Origin of the sequence: Schaalia dentiphila ATCC 17982, from assembly GCF_000154225.1 — a bacterium.
Lineage (GTDB): Bacteria > Actinomycetota > Actinomycetes > Actinomycetales > Actinomycetaceae > Pauljensenia > Pauljensenia dentiphila.
Genome location: NZ_DS264586.1, coordinates 1,632,842 through 1,648,103, shown reverse-complemented (window position 1 = coordinate 1,648,103; position 15,262 = coordinate 1,632,842). Strand labels below are relative to the sequence as shown.

12 protein-coding genes and 1 tRNA gene are annotated in these 15,262 nt (G+C 65.4%); 11 read left to right on the top strand and 2 right to left on the bottom strand.

The window, feature by feature from the left end; translation table 11 throughout:
- Positions 1–69: 69 nt before the first annotated feature.
- A complete protein-coding gene (gene cydB / locus ACTODO_RS06995; protein ID WP_003792641.1) occupies positions 70–1,191 on the bottom strand; it encodes a cytochrome d ubiquinol oxidase subunit II in 1,122 nt (373 codons plus the stop codon).
- 14 nt (positions 1,192–1,205) lie between these two features.
- Positions 1,206–2,753: a cytochrome ubiquinol oxidase subunit I gene (locus ACTODO_RS06990; protein WP_003792640.1), complete on the bottom strand. Its 1,548-nt coding sequence runs from the start codon at positions 2,751–2,753 to the stop codon at positions 1,206–1,208.
- Between the two features lie 362 nt (positions 2,754–3,115).
- On the opposite strand from ACTODO_RS06990, the gene ACTODO_RS06985 reads away from it, so the two are divergent.
- The 11 genes from ACTODO_RS06985 to ACTODO_RS06935 all read left to right on the top strand — a co-directional run bounded on the left by ACTODO_RS06985 (position 3,116) and on the right by ACTODO_RS06935 (position 15,120).
- Entirely contained in the window at positions 3,116–5,926 is a 2,811-nt protein-coding gene (locus ACTODO_RS06985; protein WP_003792639.1) for an Rne/Rng family ribonuclease, read from the top strand.
- A 219-nt stretch (positions 5,927–6,145) separates the two neighbouring features.
- Entirely contained in the window at positions 6,146–6,466 is a 321-nt protein-coding gene (gene rplU, locus ACTODO_RS06980) for a 50S ribosomal protein L21 (RefSeq protein WP_003796298.1), read from the top strand.
- 34 nt (positions 6,467–6,500) lie between these two features.
- Positions 6,501–6,758, top strand: coding sequence for a 50S ribosomal protein L27 (gene rpmA, locus ACTODO_RS06975; protein WP_003792637.1), 258 nt, complete (start codon positions 6,501–6,503; stop codon positions 6,756–6,758).
- A 75-nt stretch (positions 6,759–6,833) separates the two neighbouring features.
- A complete protein-coding gene (obgE, locus tag ACTODO_RS06970) occupies positions 6,834–8,357 on the top strand; it encodes a GTPase ObgE (RefSeq protein ID WP_034512268.1) in 1,524 nt (507 codons plus the stop codon).
- Positions 8,354–9,481 (top strand): glutamate 5-kinase, encoded by a 1,128-nt coding sequence (proB, locus tag ACTODO_RS06965; RefSeq protein ID WP_003792634.1) that lies wholly within the window; start codon positions 8,354–8,356, stop codon positions 9,479–9,481. The genes obgE and proB overlap by 4 nt, the downstream gene beginning before the upstream one ends.
- A 37-nt stretch (positions 9,482–9,518) precedes the next feature.
- The gene (locus tag ACTODO_RS06960; RefSeq protein ID WP_034512265.1) at positions 9,519–10,799 is read left to right on the top strand and encodes a glutamate-5-semialdehyde dehydrogenase; all 1,281 of its coding nucleotides are present in this window, start codon (positions 9,519–9,521) and stop codon (positions 10,797–10,799) included.
- Positions 10,796–11,506, top strand: a complete 711-nt coding sequence (gene nadD, locus ACTODO_RS06955; RefSeq protein WP_003792632.1) for a nicotinate-nucleotide adenylyltransferase — start codon at positions 10,796–10,798, stop codon at positions 11,504–11,506. The genes ACTODO_RS06960 and nadD overlap by 4 nt, the downstream gene beginning before the upstream one ends.
- 13 nt (positions 11,507–11,519) lie before the next feature.
- Positions 11,520–11,945 carry a ribosome silencing factor gene (rsfS, locus tag ACTODO_RS06950; protein WP_003792631.1) on the top strand — a complete coding sequence of 142 codons (426 nt, stop codon included), beginning with the start codon at positions 11,520–11,522 and terminating at the stop codon, positions 11,943–11,945.
- Entirely contained in the window at positions 11,942–12,676 is a 735-nt protein-coding gene (locus ACTODO_RS06945; RefSeq protein ID WP_003792630.1) for a histidine phosphatase family protein, read from the top strand. The genes rsfS and ACTODO_RS06945 overlap by 4 nt, the downstream gene beginning before the upstream one ends.
- Before the next feature lie 136 nt (positions 12,677–12,812).
- Positions 12,813–12,885 (top strand) — tRNA-Ala (locus ACTODO_RS06940).
- A 267-nt stretch (positions 12,886–13,152) separates the two neighbouring features.
- A complete protein-coding gene (locus tag ACTODO_RS06935) occupies positions 13,153–15,120 on the top strand; it encodes a CAP domain-containing protein (RefSeq protein WP_003792629.1) in 1,968 nt (655 codons plus the stop codon).
- Positions 15,121–15,262 lie beyond the last annotated feature (142 nt).

Below are 15,262 nucleotides of genomic sequence, written 5' to 3'. Positions count from 1 at the left end.
CCTCGTGGCGTGACAACAAACGCGCCCGGCCCCTGCAAGGGGGGGGCCGGGCGCGTCGTGATGCGAGGATCAGTTGGCGAAGAAGTTCTCGCCCACGCGGATCTTCTTGAGCAGCAGACCCGTCTGCGTCTCTACGTCCTCGGCGCCCACGCGAGCGCGGAACATCCAGTAGGACCAGAAGACGTAAACCAGGACGATCGGCAGCAGGCAGACGGTCACGATGGTCATGACAGTCAGCGTCGACGGGGTCGAGGAAGCCTGATCAATCGTCAGCGAGTACGCCGGGTTGATCGAGGACTTCTGGACGGCCGGAGCCATCGAAGCGAACACCCACGCGACAGCGCCGGCGATGGCGACCGAGGAGGCCACGAAGGACCAGCCCTCACGACGCAGCGACGCCTGCGACAGAGCCGTCGATGCGATGATCGCGAGCGCAGCAACCACGAGCGGGATCCACGCCAGAACGTTCGTCGTGTAGGCGAACTGACCCCAGACCAGCCAGGCGGCGGCCAGGACGGTCGCGGCGATCGTCGCGGGGGCGGCAATCGCGTTGGCGCGGTCGCGGACCTCGCCCGTCGTCTTCAGCGCCAGGAACTGCGCGCCATGAGCCAGGCACACGGCCATAACGGCCAGACCGCCCAGGATGGTGTAGGGCGTGAGCAGCGAGAAGAAACCGCCGGTTAGCTGGTGCGTCGCGGTTGCCAGCGACTGGTTGACCAGCGTCGGGTCGATGATGGTGCCGGTGGCCACGTCAACAACCTCGATGCGCATACCCTGGACGAAGTTCGCGAAAGCGACGCCCAGCAGGATCGGGACGAGCCACGCGCTGATCGTGTGCGCCCAGTCCCAGGCGTGACGCCACTTCTCGGTGGCGACCTTGGAGCGCCACTCGAGAGCCATGACGCGGATGATCAGGCAGACGAGGATCAGGAACAGGGCGAGGTACATGCCCGAGAACATGGTCGCGTACCACTCGGGGAACGCGGCGAAGGTTGCGCCACCAGCGGTGAGCAGCCACACCTCGTTGCCGTCCCAGTGGGGGCCGATCGTGCGCACGGTCTGGGTGCGCTCACGGTCGCCCTTGGCGACGAAGGGGAGGAGCATGCCGACGCCGAAGTCGAAGCCCTCGAGGATCAGGTAGACCGTCCACAGAACGGCGATGAGAACGAACCACAGGATAGACAGAGTCATGATCGGTGTTCCTCTCAGTATCCGAAGGACAGGTCGGCGGGAGCATCGTCTTCAACCTTGTCGGCCTTCGACGAGTGGATGCCCTCGACGGCGTAGCGCTTCATGAGGATGTACCACATGACGCCGAGGACGCCGTATAGCAGGGTGAACAGGATGAGCGAGGTGAGCATCTGGCCAGCCGGAACGTTGGGGGAGATACCCATGTCGGTCATCATGTTGACGGAACCCAGGTCGGAGCCCGCAGACAGCGCCTGCAGGTTCGGGACGACAACCCACGGCTGACGCCCCATCTCGGTGAAGATCCAGCCGAAGGAAGCGGCTGCGAACGGCAGGGGGAGGTTGACCAGGGCGAGGACGCTCAGCCACTTGTTGGACGAGGTGCGTCCGCCGCGGGTGGCCCACAGGCCCCATGCCGCCAGCAGGAAGGCCAGCATGCCCAGACCGATCATGAAGCGGAACGACCAGAAGGCGACCATCTGCGGAGGACGGAAGTCGTACTGCGAGGCGTCACCGTACTTGGCGGTGAAGTTCGCATCGGAGTTGAGCAGCTCCACCATGCGCTCCTGGACGTCGGCGACGCCCTCGGAGGTGGCGGTGAAGGAGTTGTGCGACATGAAGGACGCGACGCCGGGGACCTTGATGAACTGGGTCGGCTGCGCGCCGTTATCGCCGAGGGGGCAGGAGCCGAACTGGGCGATCGTGAATGCCGCGCCGTCGGTGTCCACACAGATACCTTCGGCGGCAGCCATCTTCATGGGCTGGACCTCAACCATCTCCTGGCCCTGGATGTGGCCGGAGGCAGCGGTGCCGAGGCCGCCGATGAGGACGGCGGTCAGGCCGAAGCGGGCGATCGGGCGCCAGACGTCACGCGACTGAGCCATGGCCTCGTCGGAGCCCTCGCGGGCGGTGCGCACCATCCACCAGATGGAGATGCCGGCAACAAAGGAGCCGGCGACCAGCCAGGCGGAGGTGATGACGTGTGCGTATTCGCTCAGGTAGACGCCGGAGGTGATGAGCTCCATGAAGCCGCTCACGCCGTCGAGCTCGGCGCGGCCGGTCTCGGGGTTGAAGCGGGCGCCCACGGGGTGCTGCATCCACGCGTTCGCCGCGAGAATCCAGGCCGCCGAGAACATGGTGCCCAGGGCGACGCACCAGATCGTCAGCAGGTGCATGCCCTTGGAGAGGCGGCCCCAGCCGAAGATCCACAGGCCCAGGAAAGTGGACTCGAGGAAGAAGGCGAGGAGGGCCTCGACGGCCAGGGGAGCGCCGAAGATGTCGCCGACGAAGCGGGAGTATTCGGACCAGTTCATGCCGAACTGGAACTCCTGCACGATACCGGTGGCGACACCGAGCGCGAAGTTGATGAGGAGGAGCTTGCCAAAGAAGCGAGTTGCTTGCAGCCAGTATTCCTTGCCGGTGCGGTGCCACGCGGTCTGCATGATGGCAACCAGCAGGGACAGGCCGATCGTCAGCGGCACGAGGACGAAGTGGTAGACGGTGGTAACACCGAACTGCCATCGTCCGACGGTGACCGCGTCAAGCGCTGTCTGCGCGAGGGTCATGATGGGACCTTCTCGTGTTGGGATTGGGGTCGACTATCCCGTGTCCGAGATCCATGGGACCTATGTCACGGGTTGTCATTAATGTAGCCCAAAATCGTCGGTTGGATTGGTTGAAATGCTGGTTCAGAGGCCGTTTTGTGACATACGCGTCCGAATAATTTTTACGGGTTCTTCCGTGAGATATCGCTCCGTGTTGCGTTGTCCTGATCACCACATCGTCGGTACGAGGCTCTGTTGTGCGACAATAGACGTGAATGGATGTCGCGGGAGTGCCCCCGCGACGAGAGCCGAGCGATGACGTATTCATATGCCGCCGGCCGCTGCGCATCAGCGCTCCACTAGGTTTCCGCCCCACGCGGGCGATGAAAAAGGGTGCGTCCAGGCACGGGGCGCGCACCCGCCATTGGAGAATCGTGACAACCGAATCCACCACGCCCGTGGCACCCGCCGCGTCGTTGCTGTTCCAGGCGCCCGTGTTCCAGGCTGCCCCCGAGGTCGCTCCTCCCGCGATTGTCGAGGAGCCGGAGCCTAAGCGTCGCCGCAAGTCCGCTGTCGCCGACGAGGAGTCTGCTCCTCGCGAAGAGGTCGCCCCGAAGAGCCGCCGTCGCTCGAAGAAATCAGCTGATGAAGCCGATGCCGTCGAAGCCCCCGAGGCTCCCGCCTCCGAGTCTGAGTCTGAGGAGGCGTCCGCCGAGCCGAAGACCCGTCGGCGCCGTCGCTCCAAGAAGGCGGACGAGGCCTCGGCCCCCGCCCAGGAAGACGCCGACAAGGCCGACGCACCCGCGCAGGACTCCGACTCCTCGGACGAGGAGGAAACCTCCGGTCGTCGCCGTCGTCGCCGCCGCGCGCGCAGCTCCGCCTCCTCCGAGGAAGGTGGCGATCCCGCGGACCAGGTCCAGGCCCTCAAGGGGTCCACGCGCCTGGAGGCGAAGAAGATGCGTCGCCGCGAAGGCCGCCGCGAAGGCCGCCGTCGCCACTCCATCTCCGAATCCGAGTTCCTCGCGCGCCGTGAGTCGGTCGAGCGCACGATGGTCATCCGCGACCAAGACGGCCTCGATCAGATCGCCATTCTCGAAGACGGCCTGCTCGTCGAGCACTACGTCGCGCGTCGCACGCAGTCCTCGATGGTCGGCAACATCTACCTGGGCCGCGTCCAGAACGTGCTTCCCTCGATGGAAGCGGCATTCGTCGACGTCGGCCGCGGACGCAACGCCGTCCTGTACGCCGGCGAGGTCAATTGGGACGCCGTCGGCATGGAGGGCAAGCCCCGTCGTATCGAGGCGGCGCTGAAGTCTGGCGATCCGGTCCTCGTTCAGGTGACGAAGGACCCGATCGGCCATAAGGGTGCCCGCCTGACCTCCCAGATCACGCTGGCCGGCCGCTACCTGGTCCTCATCCCCGGCGGGTCCATGATGGGCATCTCCCGTAAGCTGCCGGACAAGGAACGCGCTCGCCTGAAGAAGATCCTCAAGGCTGTCGTGCCCTCCGGCTCGGGCGTCATCGTGCGTACCGCCGCGGAAGGCGCGACGGAGGAGCAGATTCGCGACGATGTCGCTCGCCTGACCCGTCAGTGGGAGGATATCGAGAAGAAGCGCACCAACACGAAGAGCGCCCCGACGCTGCTGCGCGGGGAGCCTGAGCTGGCCGTGCGCGTCGTGCGCGACATCTTCAATGAGGACTTCTCGAAGCTCGTGATCGAGGGCCGTGACACCTATGCGACCGTCAAGGAATACGTCGACGAGCTCAGCCCTGAGCTCTCCGATCGCGTCGAGCAGTGGGTGGGCACGGAGGACGTCTTCCGCGCGCATCGCATCGACGAACAGCTCGCGAAGGGCATGGACCGTAAGGTGTGGCTGCCCTCGGGCGGCACCCTGATCATCGACCGCACCGAGGCGATGACCGTCATTGACGTCAACACCGGCAAGTTCATCGGTGCCGGCGGCACGCTCGAGGAGACGGTGACCCGTAACAACCTCGAGGCCGCCGAAGAGATCGTGCGCCAGCTGCGCCTGCGCGACATCGGTGGCATCGTCATCATCGACTTCGTGGACATGGTCCTCGAATCCAACCGTGACCTCGTGCTGCGTCGCCTGGTGGAGTGCCTGGGACGCGACCGTACGCGCCACCAGGTCACCGAGATTACGTCCCTGGGCCTCGTGCAGATGACCCGTAAGCGCGTGGGTGAGGGCCTCGTCGAGGCTTTCTCCTCCTCGTGCGAGGCCTGCGAGGGCCGCGGCTTCATCGTTCACCAGCACCCTGTGGAAACCTCCGGGGCCGAACAGCCTTCGAAGGGCTCGAAGGGTTCGAAGAAGCAACAGAAGAAGGCTGAGCCTCGCCGTATCGAGGACAATGCCGATCATGAGCGCGCCAAGGAGGCTCTGAGCGCGATCGCCGCTGCCTCGACCCGTAAGGAAGAGGAAAGCGCGGCCGCGGAGCCGGCGCCCACCAAGAAGCGCCGCACGCGCGCCGTTTCGACCGAGGTCAAGGAACCCGAGGCTTCTTCCCTCGAGCAGGTTGCAGCGCCCGAGGCTCCCGCTGAGGAATCCGCGTCCAAGCCCGCCGCCGAGAAGGCCGAGGAAAGCGCGACCAAGCGTCCTCGTCGTCGCCGCCGCGTCGCCGAGTCCGCTCCGCTGCCCGAACTGCCCGTGCGCATCGACCTGCCCGAGCCGGTCGATCACTCGGACGAGCCTGCGGCCCCCACCAAGGATGCCTCCGAGATTCAGCTGCCCGAGCATCGCGAGAAGGCTCCGGCCACCCGCCGCCGCGCATCCCGCAAGGCTGCCACGGCCTCGTCCGAAGAACCGGCCGAGGCGCCCGCGCCGAAGAAGACCCGTCGCCGCGTCACCGCGCAGACGGCTGTTCCCGAGGTGCAGACGGACGAGACTCCAGCCACCGCGCCGGTGAGCGCGTCGGTCGCGGAGGAAACTTCCTTCCAGGAGGCCGCCGCGCCGCGCAAGACTCGTAGGCGTCGCGTCGCCGTCTCGACCGGCATTGTCGAGCCCGACGCGGCTCCCACCCCCGTCGTCATCGACCTGCCCGCGCGTGCCGAGGTGAGCGTCCCGGCGGTGCCGACCAAGTCGACCGATGACATTGCGCTTCCCGAGGCGAGCGATCAGCCGCGCGTCAAGCGCCGTCGTCGCGCCGCATCGACCGGCATCGTTGACGCCGGGTAATGGTCCAGGCGCCGGGGGAGGGGCGATCATCCCTCCCCCGAGCGTAGGGTGTGGAATCGCACAGCACTTCACACCTGCCCGTGACCGTGCCGGCTTGCAATCCGGCGTGCGAATCGGCTAAATTTGATCGTCGGCGCAACAAGCGCCAACGGAATCATGACAATGAGACAAGTCCTCGGCAGTTTCGAGGCGCGATTCCGGTTACGAATACGAGAAGAGATGAGCTCCAACGTGGTCTACGCGATCGTCAAGGCTGGCGGCCGGCAGGAAAAGGTGTCCGTCGGTGACGTCGTCGTCGTCGACAAGCTGGCAGAAGAAATCGGTTCGAGCATTGAGCTCCAGCCGCTGATGCTGGTGGATGGCGACGCCATCACCGTTGACGCAGCCAAGCTGGGCAAGGTTTCCGTCAAGGCTGAGGTTGTTGACTCGGCCAAGGGCCCCAAGATTTCCATCATTAAGTACAAGAACAAGTCGGGCTACCGCAAGCGCCAGGGACACCGTCAGAAGATGTCGGTCGTCAAGATCACTGAGATCGCCTGAACCCGACGTTCCCACGAGCAGAAAGTAGCAACTGATGGCACATAAGAAGGGCCTTGGTTCCTCCCGTAACGGTCGCGACTCGAACGCGCAGCGCCTCGGCGTGAAGCGCTACGGCGGCCAGCTGGTCAACGCTGGTGAGATCCTCGTTCGTCAGCGCGGCACCCACTTCCACCCGGGCGACGGCGTTGGCCGTGGCAAGGATGACACCCTGTTCGCCCTGCGCGCCGGTGCGGTTGAGTTCGGCCGCAAGCGCGATCGCAAGGTTGTCAGCGTTTCGCCGGTCTCTGCCTGAGACCGCGCGCATAAAGGGCGTCCGGCGTTGCCGGGCGCCCTTTTGAACATTCATTTTCAGTCGTCAGGAGCAACAGTGGCAGACTTCGTGGATCGCGTGACTCTGCATGCGATGGGTGGTAACGGCGGTAACGGCGTTGCCTCGATTAAGCGTGAAAAGTTCAAGCCGCTGGCCGGCCCTGACGGCGGAGACGGAGGCAATGGCGGCTCGGTCATCCTGGAGGTGAGTGAGCAGGAGACCACGCTTCTGAACTACCACCGCAGCCCGCATCGTCGTGCGGATAATGGCACGCCCGGCATGGGTGACTTCCGTCAGGGTAAGACCGGCGCGGACATCATCCTGCCGGTTCCCGAGGGAACTGTCGTCAAGTCGATGTCGGGTGAGCTGCTCGCTGACCTAACGGGTGCGGGCGCCCGTTACGTGGTCGCCGAAGGTGGTCGCGGTGGCCTGGGCAACGCTGCGCTGGCGTCGAAGGCCCGTAAGGCCCCCGGCTTCGCCCTGCTGGGCGAGCCCGGCGAGGAGCGCGACGTCATCCTTGAGTTGAAGTCCGTCGCGGACGTGGCTCTCGTTGGCTTCCCGTCGGCGGGTAAGTCCTCGCTGATTGCGGCCCTGAGCTCGGCGCGCCCGAAGATCGCCGATTACCCCTTTACGACGCTGGTCCCGAACCTGGGCGTCGTGTCGGCTGGCGATACGCGCTACACGGTGGCCGACGTTCCCGGCCTGATCCCCGGTGCCTCCCAGGGACGAGGCCTCGGCCTCGACTTCCTGCGCCACATCGAGCGTTGCGCGGTTATCGTGCACGTGCTTGACACCGCCGCCTTCGAGACCGATCGCGAGCCGGTTGAGGACCTGCGCATCATCGAGGCGGAGCTGGAGGCCTACCAGGGCGACCTGACGCAGGTCGAGGGCTACGTGCCGATTATGGAGCGTCCCCGCGTCATCGTTTTGAACAAGATCGACATCCCGGACGGTCGTGATCTTGCCGAGATCACGCGCCCGGACCTGGAGTCTTTCGGCTGGCCCGTCCTTGAGGTGTCCGCCGTGTCCCACGAGGGCCTCAAGGAGCTGTCTTTTGCTCTGGCCGGCATCGTCGAGGCGGAGCGCGTGAAGCGTCCCGCCCTCGAGGCCGCCCGTCCCGTTATCCGTCCGAAGGCGGTCGGGCGCAGCGTGGAGATCACGGTGCGCAAGACCCGTAAGGACGGCGAGGAAGTCTTCCAGGTGCGCGGCGACAAGCCGGAGCGCTGGGTGCGTCAGACCGACTTCGCTAACGACGAGGCCGTGGGCTACCTGGCGGATCGCCTGAACGCCGCGGGTGTTGAGGACGAGCTGATGAAGGCTGGCGCGGTCGCCGGCGACACCGTCGTGATCGGCGACCTGGACGGAGGCGTCGTCTTCGACTGGGAGCCGACCCTGACGACCGGACCGGAGCTGCTGGGTTCGCGAGGTACCGACCTGCGCCTGGATCAGAACGCGCGTCCGAGCCGTAAGGAACGTCGCGAGGTGTATCACCAGGTCATGGATGCCAAGACCGCTGCCCGCGACGAGCTGTGGACGGAGCGCCAGGCCGGACACTGGACCGATGCGTCGGATCAGTCATGAGCGGAGTGTCCGCAGCTTCTCGCATCGTCGTCAAGATCGGCTCGTCGTCGCTCTCTCGCGAGGACGGCGGCCTGGATCTGAATCGTATTGACTCGGTCGCGCGCCTTGTGGCGCGCTGGCGCGGGGCGGACCGCGAGGTCGTCATCGTGTCGTCGGGCGCGGTCGCGGCGGGCCTTGATCCGCTTGGCTTCACCTCGAAACCGAAGGACCTGCCGAGCGTGCAGGCCGCTGCCGCGATGGGCCAGGGGCTTCTGATGGCGCGGTGGACGGCCGCCTTCCAGGCGCATCACCTCGATGCCGCCCAGGTGCTGCTGACCACGGACGACGTTATGCGCCGCGATCACTATACGAACGTGCGCGCCTCGCTGACGCGACTCCTCGGCCTCGGCGTTGTCCCGATTCTCAACGAGAACGACGCGGTGACCACCCGCGAGCTGCGTTTCGGCGACAATGATCGCCTTGCCGCGCTCATCGCCCAGATGATCAAGGCCGACGCCCTCGTGCTGCTGACTGACGTGGACGGCCTCTACACCGCTCCTCCGGACCACCCGGGCTCGAAGCTGATCGAACGGGTCGAGAGCGCGGACGACCTCATGAGCGTGCTCGTGACCGGCGCTGGCTCTCGCGTGGGCACGGGCGGCATGGCGACGAAGGTGCAGGCCGCCATGCTGGCGACCACCAGCGGCATTGGCGTGCAGCTGGCATCCGCGGATGCTCTGGAGTCGGTGCTTGCGGGCAAGAACGTTGGTACGTGGTTCGAGCCGTCGCGGGAGCGTCCGGCCTCGCGGCGCCTGTGGATCGCCCATGTGGCCCCGTCGCGCGGCGAAATCATCGTCGACGAGGGCGCAGCCCAGGCGATCACGGTCGGCAAGAAGTCTCTGCTGGTCGCAGGCGTACGTTCCGTGCTCGGCCACTTCGAGGCCGGTGACGTCGTCGACGTGGCTTCCCCGACGGGACTGGTCGCCCGCGGTGTGTCGGGATACGACTCCGACACGCTGGCCGAGATCGCCGGATCGGGCACCGCGGAACTGCAAGCCGCGGGTCATGAGCACCCCAGGCCGGCCATCCACCGCGATGACCTGGCGGTGTTGGGCGACGCATTTTCTGCGCTGAGCGCTGACTGACGCGGCTTGACAGGCTCTCGTGTGCCATGATGGCCCGGTGGATACTGCTGCAGATATTTCCCAGGTGACGGATGCTGCTCGCGCTGCGGCGCGAGTGCTCGCGAACGCGACGACCCAGGTAAAAAACCGCGGTCTCGAGGCGATTGCGGCTGCGCTCATTGATCGCAGTGACCAGATCCTGGCCGCTAATGCTGAAGATGTCGCCCGCGGACGTGCGGAGCAGATGAGCGAGGGCCTGCTGGATCGCCTCGCTCTGACCCCCGATCGTATTCGTGGAATCGCCGAGGCCGTCCGCGAGATCGCGGGTCTGCCTGACCCGATCGGTCAGGTCGTGCGTGGAATGCGCACCGATATTGGCCTGCGAGTGACGCAGGAGCGCGTCCCCCTGGGCGTTATCGGCATCATCTACGAGGCCCGCCCCAACGTGACGATCGACGCTGCCTCGCTTGCTCTGAAGGCCGGCAACGCGGTCGTACTGCGCGGTGGAAGCGCCGCGCAGTCCTCGAATCGCGTCCTCATCGAGGTGTGCCGCGATGCGCTGACCTCCGTGGGCCTGCCCGCCGATGCGATCACCACGGTGGATCCGTGGGGCCGCGCGGGTGCCCGAGCAATGATGCGCGCGCGTGGAGCGATCGATGCGCTCATTCCGCGAGGGGGAGCGGGGCTGATCAATGCCGTCGTCGAAGAGTCGCGGGTTCCGGTTATTGAGACGGGCACGGGCAACTGTCACGTGTACGTGGATGCCTCTGCCGACCTGGAGGCCGCTGAGGCCATCATCATGAACGCGAAGACGCAGCGCGTGGGCGTCTGCAACGCGGCGGAGACTCTGCTCGTGCACGCCGATGTCGCCGAGCGTTTCCTCGTCGCCGCCGTCACCCGTCTGACGACGGCGGGCGTGACGATCCACGCGGACGAGGCTACACGGACCGTCGTCGATGGCCAGCCTTCGATCGATGCTGAGATGATCGTCGACGCGACCGAGGCCGACTGGGAGACCGAGTACCTCTCGATGGACCTGGCTGTGCGCGTCGTCGCCGACGTTGACGAGGCGATTGAGCATATTCGCCGCTATTCCTCGGGGCATACGGAGGGTATCGTGGCATCCGATGTGGCCGTCGTGCGCGCGTTCCGATCGGGCATCGATGCCGCTGCTATTGCCGTGAATGCTTCGACGCGTTTCACGGACGGTGGTCAGCTGGGCCTGGGTGCCGAAGTGGGTATCTCGACGCAGAAGCTGCACGCGCGCGGCCCGATGGGCCTCGCGGAACTGACGACGACCACGTGGATCTACGAGGGAGAAGGAACGATCCGCCCGTGAGCACGCAGGATAACCACGCGCTGCAGGCCTCCGACGAGTCCGCGATCGAAAAGACCACCGAGGCCACGGCGGGGGCGACCGCGGCCCCGGCCTCGCCCCAGCATCCCCCGCGCGCGCTGCGTCGGCGCCGCGCGATCGGCATCATGGGCGGCACATTCGATCCGATCCACCACGGCCACCTCGTCGCGGCCTCGGAGGTCATGGACGTCTACGGCCTCGACCAGGTCGTCTTCGTCCCCGCGGCCATGCAGCCCTTCAAGGCGGATCGACGCGTGACCTCGGCGGAGCACCGCTACCTGATGACGGTCGTCGCAACCGCCTCGAACCCTCGTTTTGCCGTGTCTCGCGTGGATATTGACCGCGGTGGGACGACCTACACGATCGATACGCTGGCGGACCTATCGCGCGAATACCCGGACTCGGATTTCTACTTCATCACGGGTGCCGACGCGCTGGCACAGATCGCGCAGTGGAAGGACGCCGATAAGCTCTTTGAGCAGGCGCACTTTATCGGCGTGACGCGCCCCGGGCACAACCTGTCGGATCCTGGATTGCCGCACGAGTCCGTGTCGCTGCTGGAGGTCCCCGCCATGGCGATCTCCTCGACGGACTGCCGTACGCGCGTCGAAGAGGGGAAGCCGGTGTGGTATCTGGTGCCCGACGGCGTCGTCCAATACATCAACAAATACGGCCTGTACCGGTCATAACCCAAGGAGAAACGTGAGCCTTCCCGACGCTACCGCAGAACTGGCGAGCCTGGTTGCTCGCACCGCGCACGACCGCGGCGGCATCAACCCGGTGCTTGTTGACGTGACCAGCAAGCTCGCCCTGGCTGACGCATTCGTGGTTGTTTCGGCGCCGACGGACCGTCAGGTGCGCGCCATCGCCGAGGACATCATGGATCGTATCTGGGCCGAGCAGCAGCGCCGCCCCGCCCACATCGAGGGGCGTGCGGAGGGCACGTGGGTGCTCCTGGACTACTCGGATCTGCTCGTTCACGTCCTGTCCGAGGAAGAGCGCGAGTACTACGCTCTCGAGCGCCTGTGGGGTGACTGCCCGGCCGTGCCGATCGACGTCGACATCGACGAGGCCCGCGCCGCTGCCGCCGAGCGTGCTGCCGCGCACGGTGTGGAGAGTGCGCAGTGAGCGCCTCGCGGATCGTTCTGCTGCGCCACGGCCAAACGGATTTCAACCTGGCGCGGCGCTTTCAGGGGCGTATCGATCAACCCTTGAACGAGGCCGGACGGTCCCAGGCTGCGGGTGCCGCCGGCGTGCTGGTGAGCCGCCTGTGCGAGCCGAGCGCCGAGGTTGGTATGATTGCCGCCGAAGATGGGCGCAGCTACGACGACGGGGGAGTGCGTATCGTGAGCTCGCCCCTGGGACGCGCGGTGGATACCGCGAGGATCATCGCACGCGTCTTCGACATCGCTGGATATCCCTGCGAGGGGCCGGCACTCGATGAGCGGCTCACGGAGCGCTTCTACGGGAGCTTTGAGGGTAAGACCTACGAGGAGATCGCCGCCGAGCAGGCCGAGGCCTACGCGCAGTATCGCGCTCAGGGGGAGTGTGACCTCGCTGAGGTGGAACGCTCCGAGGTTGTGGGTGAGCGCGTTCGCGATGCCGTCTTGGAAGCGGCACGGGCGTGCCGCGGGGACCAGTCTCTGATTGTCGTTTCGCATGGCTCCGCGATCGCACGTGGCATCGTGTCGCTGCTGGGCCTGGATCCGGCGGTCTTCAATGGGCTGCGCGGCGTCGATAACTGCCACTGGTCGGAGCTCGTGCCTGTCGGGATGTCGACCTCTAAGAGCGCGGCGATCAGCGGGTGGCGCTTGGCGTCGCACAACATCGGCTCTCGTGAGGACATTTTGGGGGCGTGATGGCTCTCCGGCCCCTCGTGACCGCCGAATATCATGGTTACTGAGCGTTGTGACGAGGGGCACTCGATTGGATTTGCGTCATTCTCGAAAGGTTCGCTATTATTTATCAGGTCGCCAGGGCGACGAACTAAATAACGGGGCTATGGCGCAGTTGGTAGCGCGCTTCCATGGCATGGAAGAGGTCGGGGGTTCGAATCCCCCTAGCTCCACAGAAAACTTCGACATCCGGTTTCGGGTGTCGATTTTTTTTATTGCTTGAGCAGTGGTTGTGCTTGTGGTTGCAGCCTGGTCAGTTGTTTTGTCCGAAATATAACGTTTCGGTATCGGCATGCGGGATGCTCAAAACCTGTCAAACTGAGAAAGCATTGAAAATAGGTGGATTCATCTGTAACGACTTACTGATAAAACCTTGAAAAGTACTGTACCGCGTGGAAAGATTGACCTGTTCTTGTTCCATTGTGTGAGGCCGGTAGTCAATGTCGTTCCAGCTCACTCGTACGCACATGTCCGTGGTCCTCGCTGCAACCACGATCGCAGCTGCCCTCGTCGTCATCCCCACTCTCGCTGAGGGAAACGCGACGACCAGCGACGCGTTCTGCAACGCCCTGTCGGGGGTGGAAGGTCGTATCGCCGCTGAATACAATCCGCTTCTGGCGAGCTACGCCGCCGCAGCCGCGGGTAACTCTGCGACTCCCGCCCTGGACCCCGCCCATGAGTCCGAGCTGCGAGCTGCCCTCGCCGATGCGCAGGCTGCACTCGAGGCTGCGAAGCAGAGTGCCCTTGAGCCCGCAACGTCCGCCGGTGAGGCTGCGTCTGCAGCGGATACTGCGAGCCGTGGCCTCGACTGGGTCGACTGGTCCCAGGTCGACGACGCCACCCAGGCGCGCATCATCGAGGCTCTCGTCATTCAGAAGATGAACGCCTACCGAGCCAACGCTGGCCTGCCCGAGCTGGTTGTCTCCGATACGGTGACCACCGACGCTCGCGCGTGGAGCAAGCACATGTCGGACCATGATGACTTCAACCACGACCCGGACTACAAGTACTTCGGCTCGGGCAAGCTCGACGGCGGTGACACGACCTACGCCGGTGAGAACATCGCCTACAACCATCGAGAGAACTTCGGCGACAAGTGGGGCGCCTATGGCACCTCCAAGAATCCGATGCAGGCGGCGGACGCGCTCTTCGATCAGTGGAAGAACTACTCTGGCCACGACAAGAACATGCTGGCCCAGAACAACGTTGTTGGCGTCGGCGTGCATATCGCGAAGCACGGTAACTTTACGCGTATCTACGGCACTCAGAAGTTCTACGCCGTCACCGGCGGCTCGCCCAACGTGTCGCGCTTCCACACGACTGGCGATACTGCGTCCGCGTACGGCTTCGACGGAGCCGCTTTCAACGCCGACAGCACCAACTACGTCTCCGGCCTCGCGGGTGGCGGCGACGCGCAGCGCGCCAACTCCTGGCAGAACAAGGTGGGTTCCCTTCCCGGTGTCGCCCTCCCCGTTGACGTGTCGAGCCTCCCCGCAAACGCTGGATCTGCTGCGCCCGCGACCTCGATGCCCGCACCCGCTGACACCGCACCCTCTGCTGAGCGTCAGCAGGCCGTGATCGACACGCAGGCATCTGTCAACGCCGCTCAGGCTGCTCTGGACGAGTATCTGGCCTCGGCTGAGGAAAGGAAGCCCGTCACCTCTCTCGCGGATATCGACGCTGAGCTTGATCGTGTCGCGGAGTCCATTGCATCCCAGACCGCCGTGCGCCCCGAAAAGGATGGTGGCGTCACGCTGCAGGGTGGCGAGAACGCTGGCCGCTACTTGACCGCCACCGAGTATCGCGATGCCCTCACGCGTTGCACGACCCTCTCTGTCGAGCAGGATGGCAACAACCTCTCCGTGGGTGACGGGGTAGATTCGACGCCGGATCAGCAGGCCCCGTCGGATGAGACACCCGCGCTCGCGAACGGCGATGAGAACCCCTCCGTGGGCCAGGAGCCCGGTCAGACGCCCGCTCCTTCCGTTTCGTCTGCTGCCCCCTCCGCTCCCGCAAACGGTGGTGGCGACCCGGCTTCGGAGCCCTCAGCTCCCGCCAACGGTGATGGCAACCCGTCTGTCACGCCTTCCGCCCCCGCGAACGGTGATGGCAACCCGTCTGTCACGCCTTCCGCCCCCGCGAACGGTGATGCCACCCCGGCTGCACCTGAGACGAGCACTCCCGCCGACGATCAGGGCGCGGTGACCGCTCGCCTCGACATTACCCTGAGTGCTGATCCGACGCAGGCATCCGTCCCCGCAGCCCAGGATGCTTCCACCCCGACGCAGGCGCGCGCTGATGCCCTCGCAGCGACCGGTGCATCCTCCGTGTGGGTGGGCGTGGGAGCCGTCGCGGTTCTGGTCGCTGGAGCCGGTGCGGTTGTCGCATCGCGTCGAGCCAAACGCTGACGCAACACTCTGAAGCCCTGCCGGTGAGTTCGTTCATCGGCGGGGCTTTTTCGTGCGCATTGATGCCTTTTCGCTGCGACTGGAAACGCGGATGGCGTCTTATTTGGTGCGTCATATTACCTTGTGTATAGTCAGTAAAGGA

Excerpts from the sequence above, each read along its gene's own strand:
- cydB (WP_003792641.1), bottom strand. The coding sequence starts at position 1,191 with ATGACTCTGTCTATCCTGTGGTTCGTTCTCATCGCCGTTCTGTGGACG.
- ACTODO_RS06990 (WP_003792640.1), bottom strand. The coding sequence starts at position 2,753 with ATGACCCTCGCGCAGACAGCGCTTGACGCGGTCACCGTCGGACGATGG.
- ACTODO_RS06985 (WP_003792639.1), top strand. The coding sequence starts at position 3,116 with ATGAAAAAGGGTGCGTCCAGGCACGGGGCGCGCACCCGCCATTGGAGA.
- rplU (WP_003796298.1), top strand. The coding sequence starts at position 6,146 with ATGAGCTCCAACGTGGTCTACGCGATCGTCAAGGCTGGCGGCCGGCAG.
- rpmA (WP_003792637.1), top strand. The coding sequence starts at position 6,501 with ATGGCACATAAGAAGGGCCTTGGTTCCTCCCGTAACGGTCGCGACTCG.
- proB (WP_003792634.1), top strand. The coding sequence starts at position 8,354 with ATGAGCGGAGTGTCCGCAGCTTCTCGCATCGTCGTCAAGATCGGCTCG.
- ACTODO_RS06935 (WP_003792629.1), top strand. The coding sequence starts at position 13,153 with ATGTCGTTCCAGCTCACTCGTACGCACATGTCCGTGGTCCTCGCTGCA.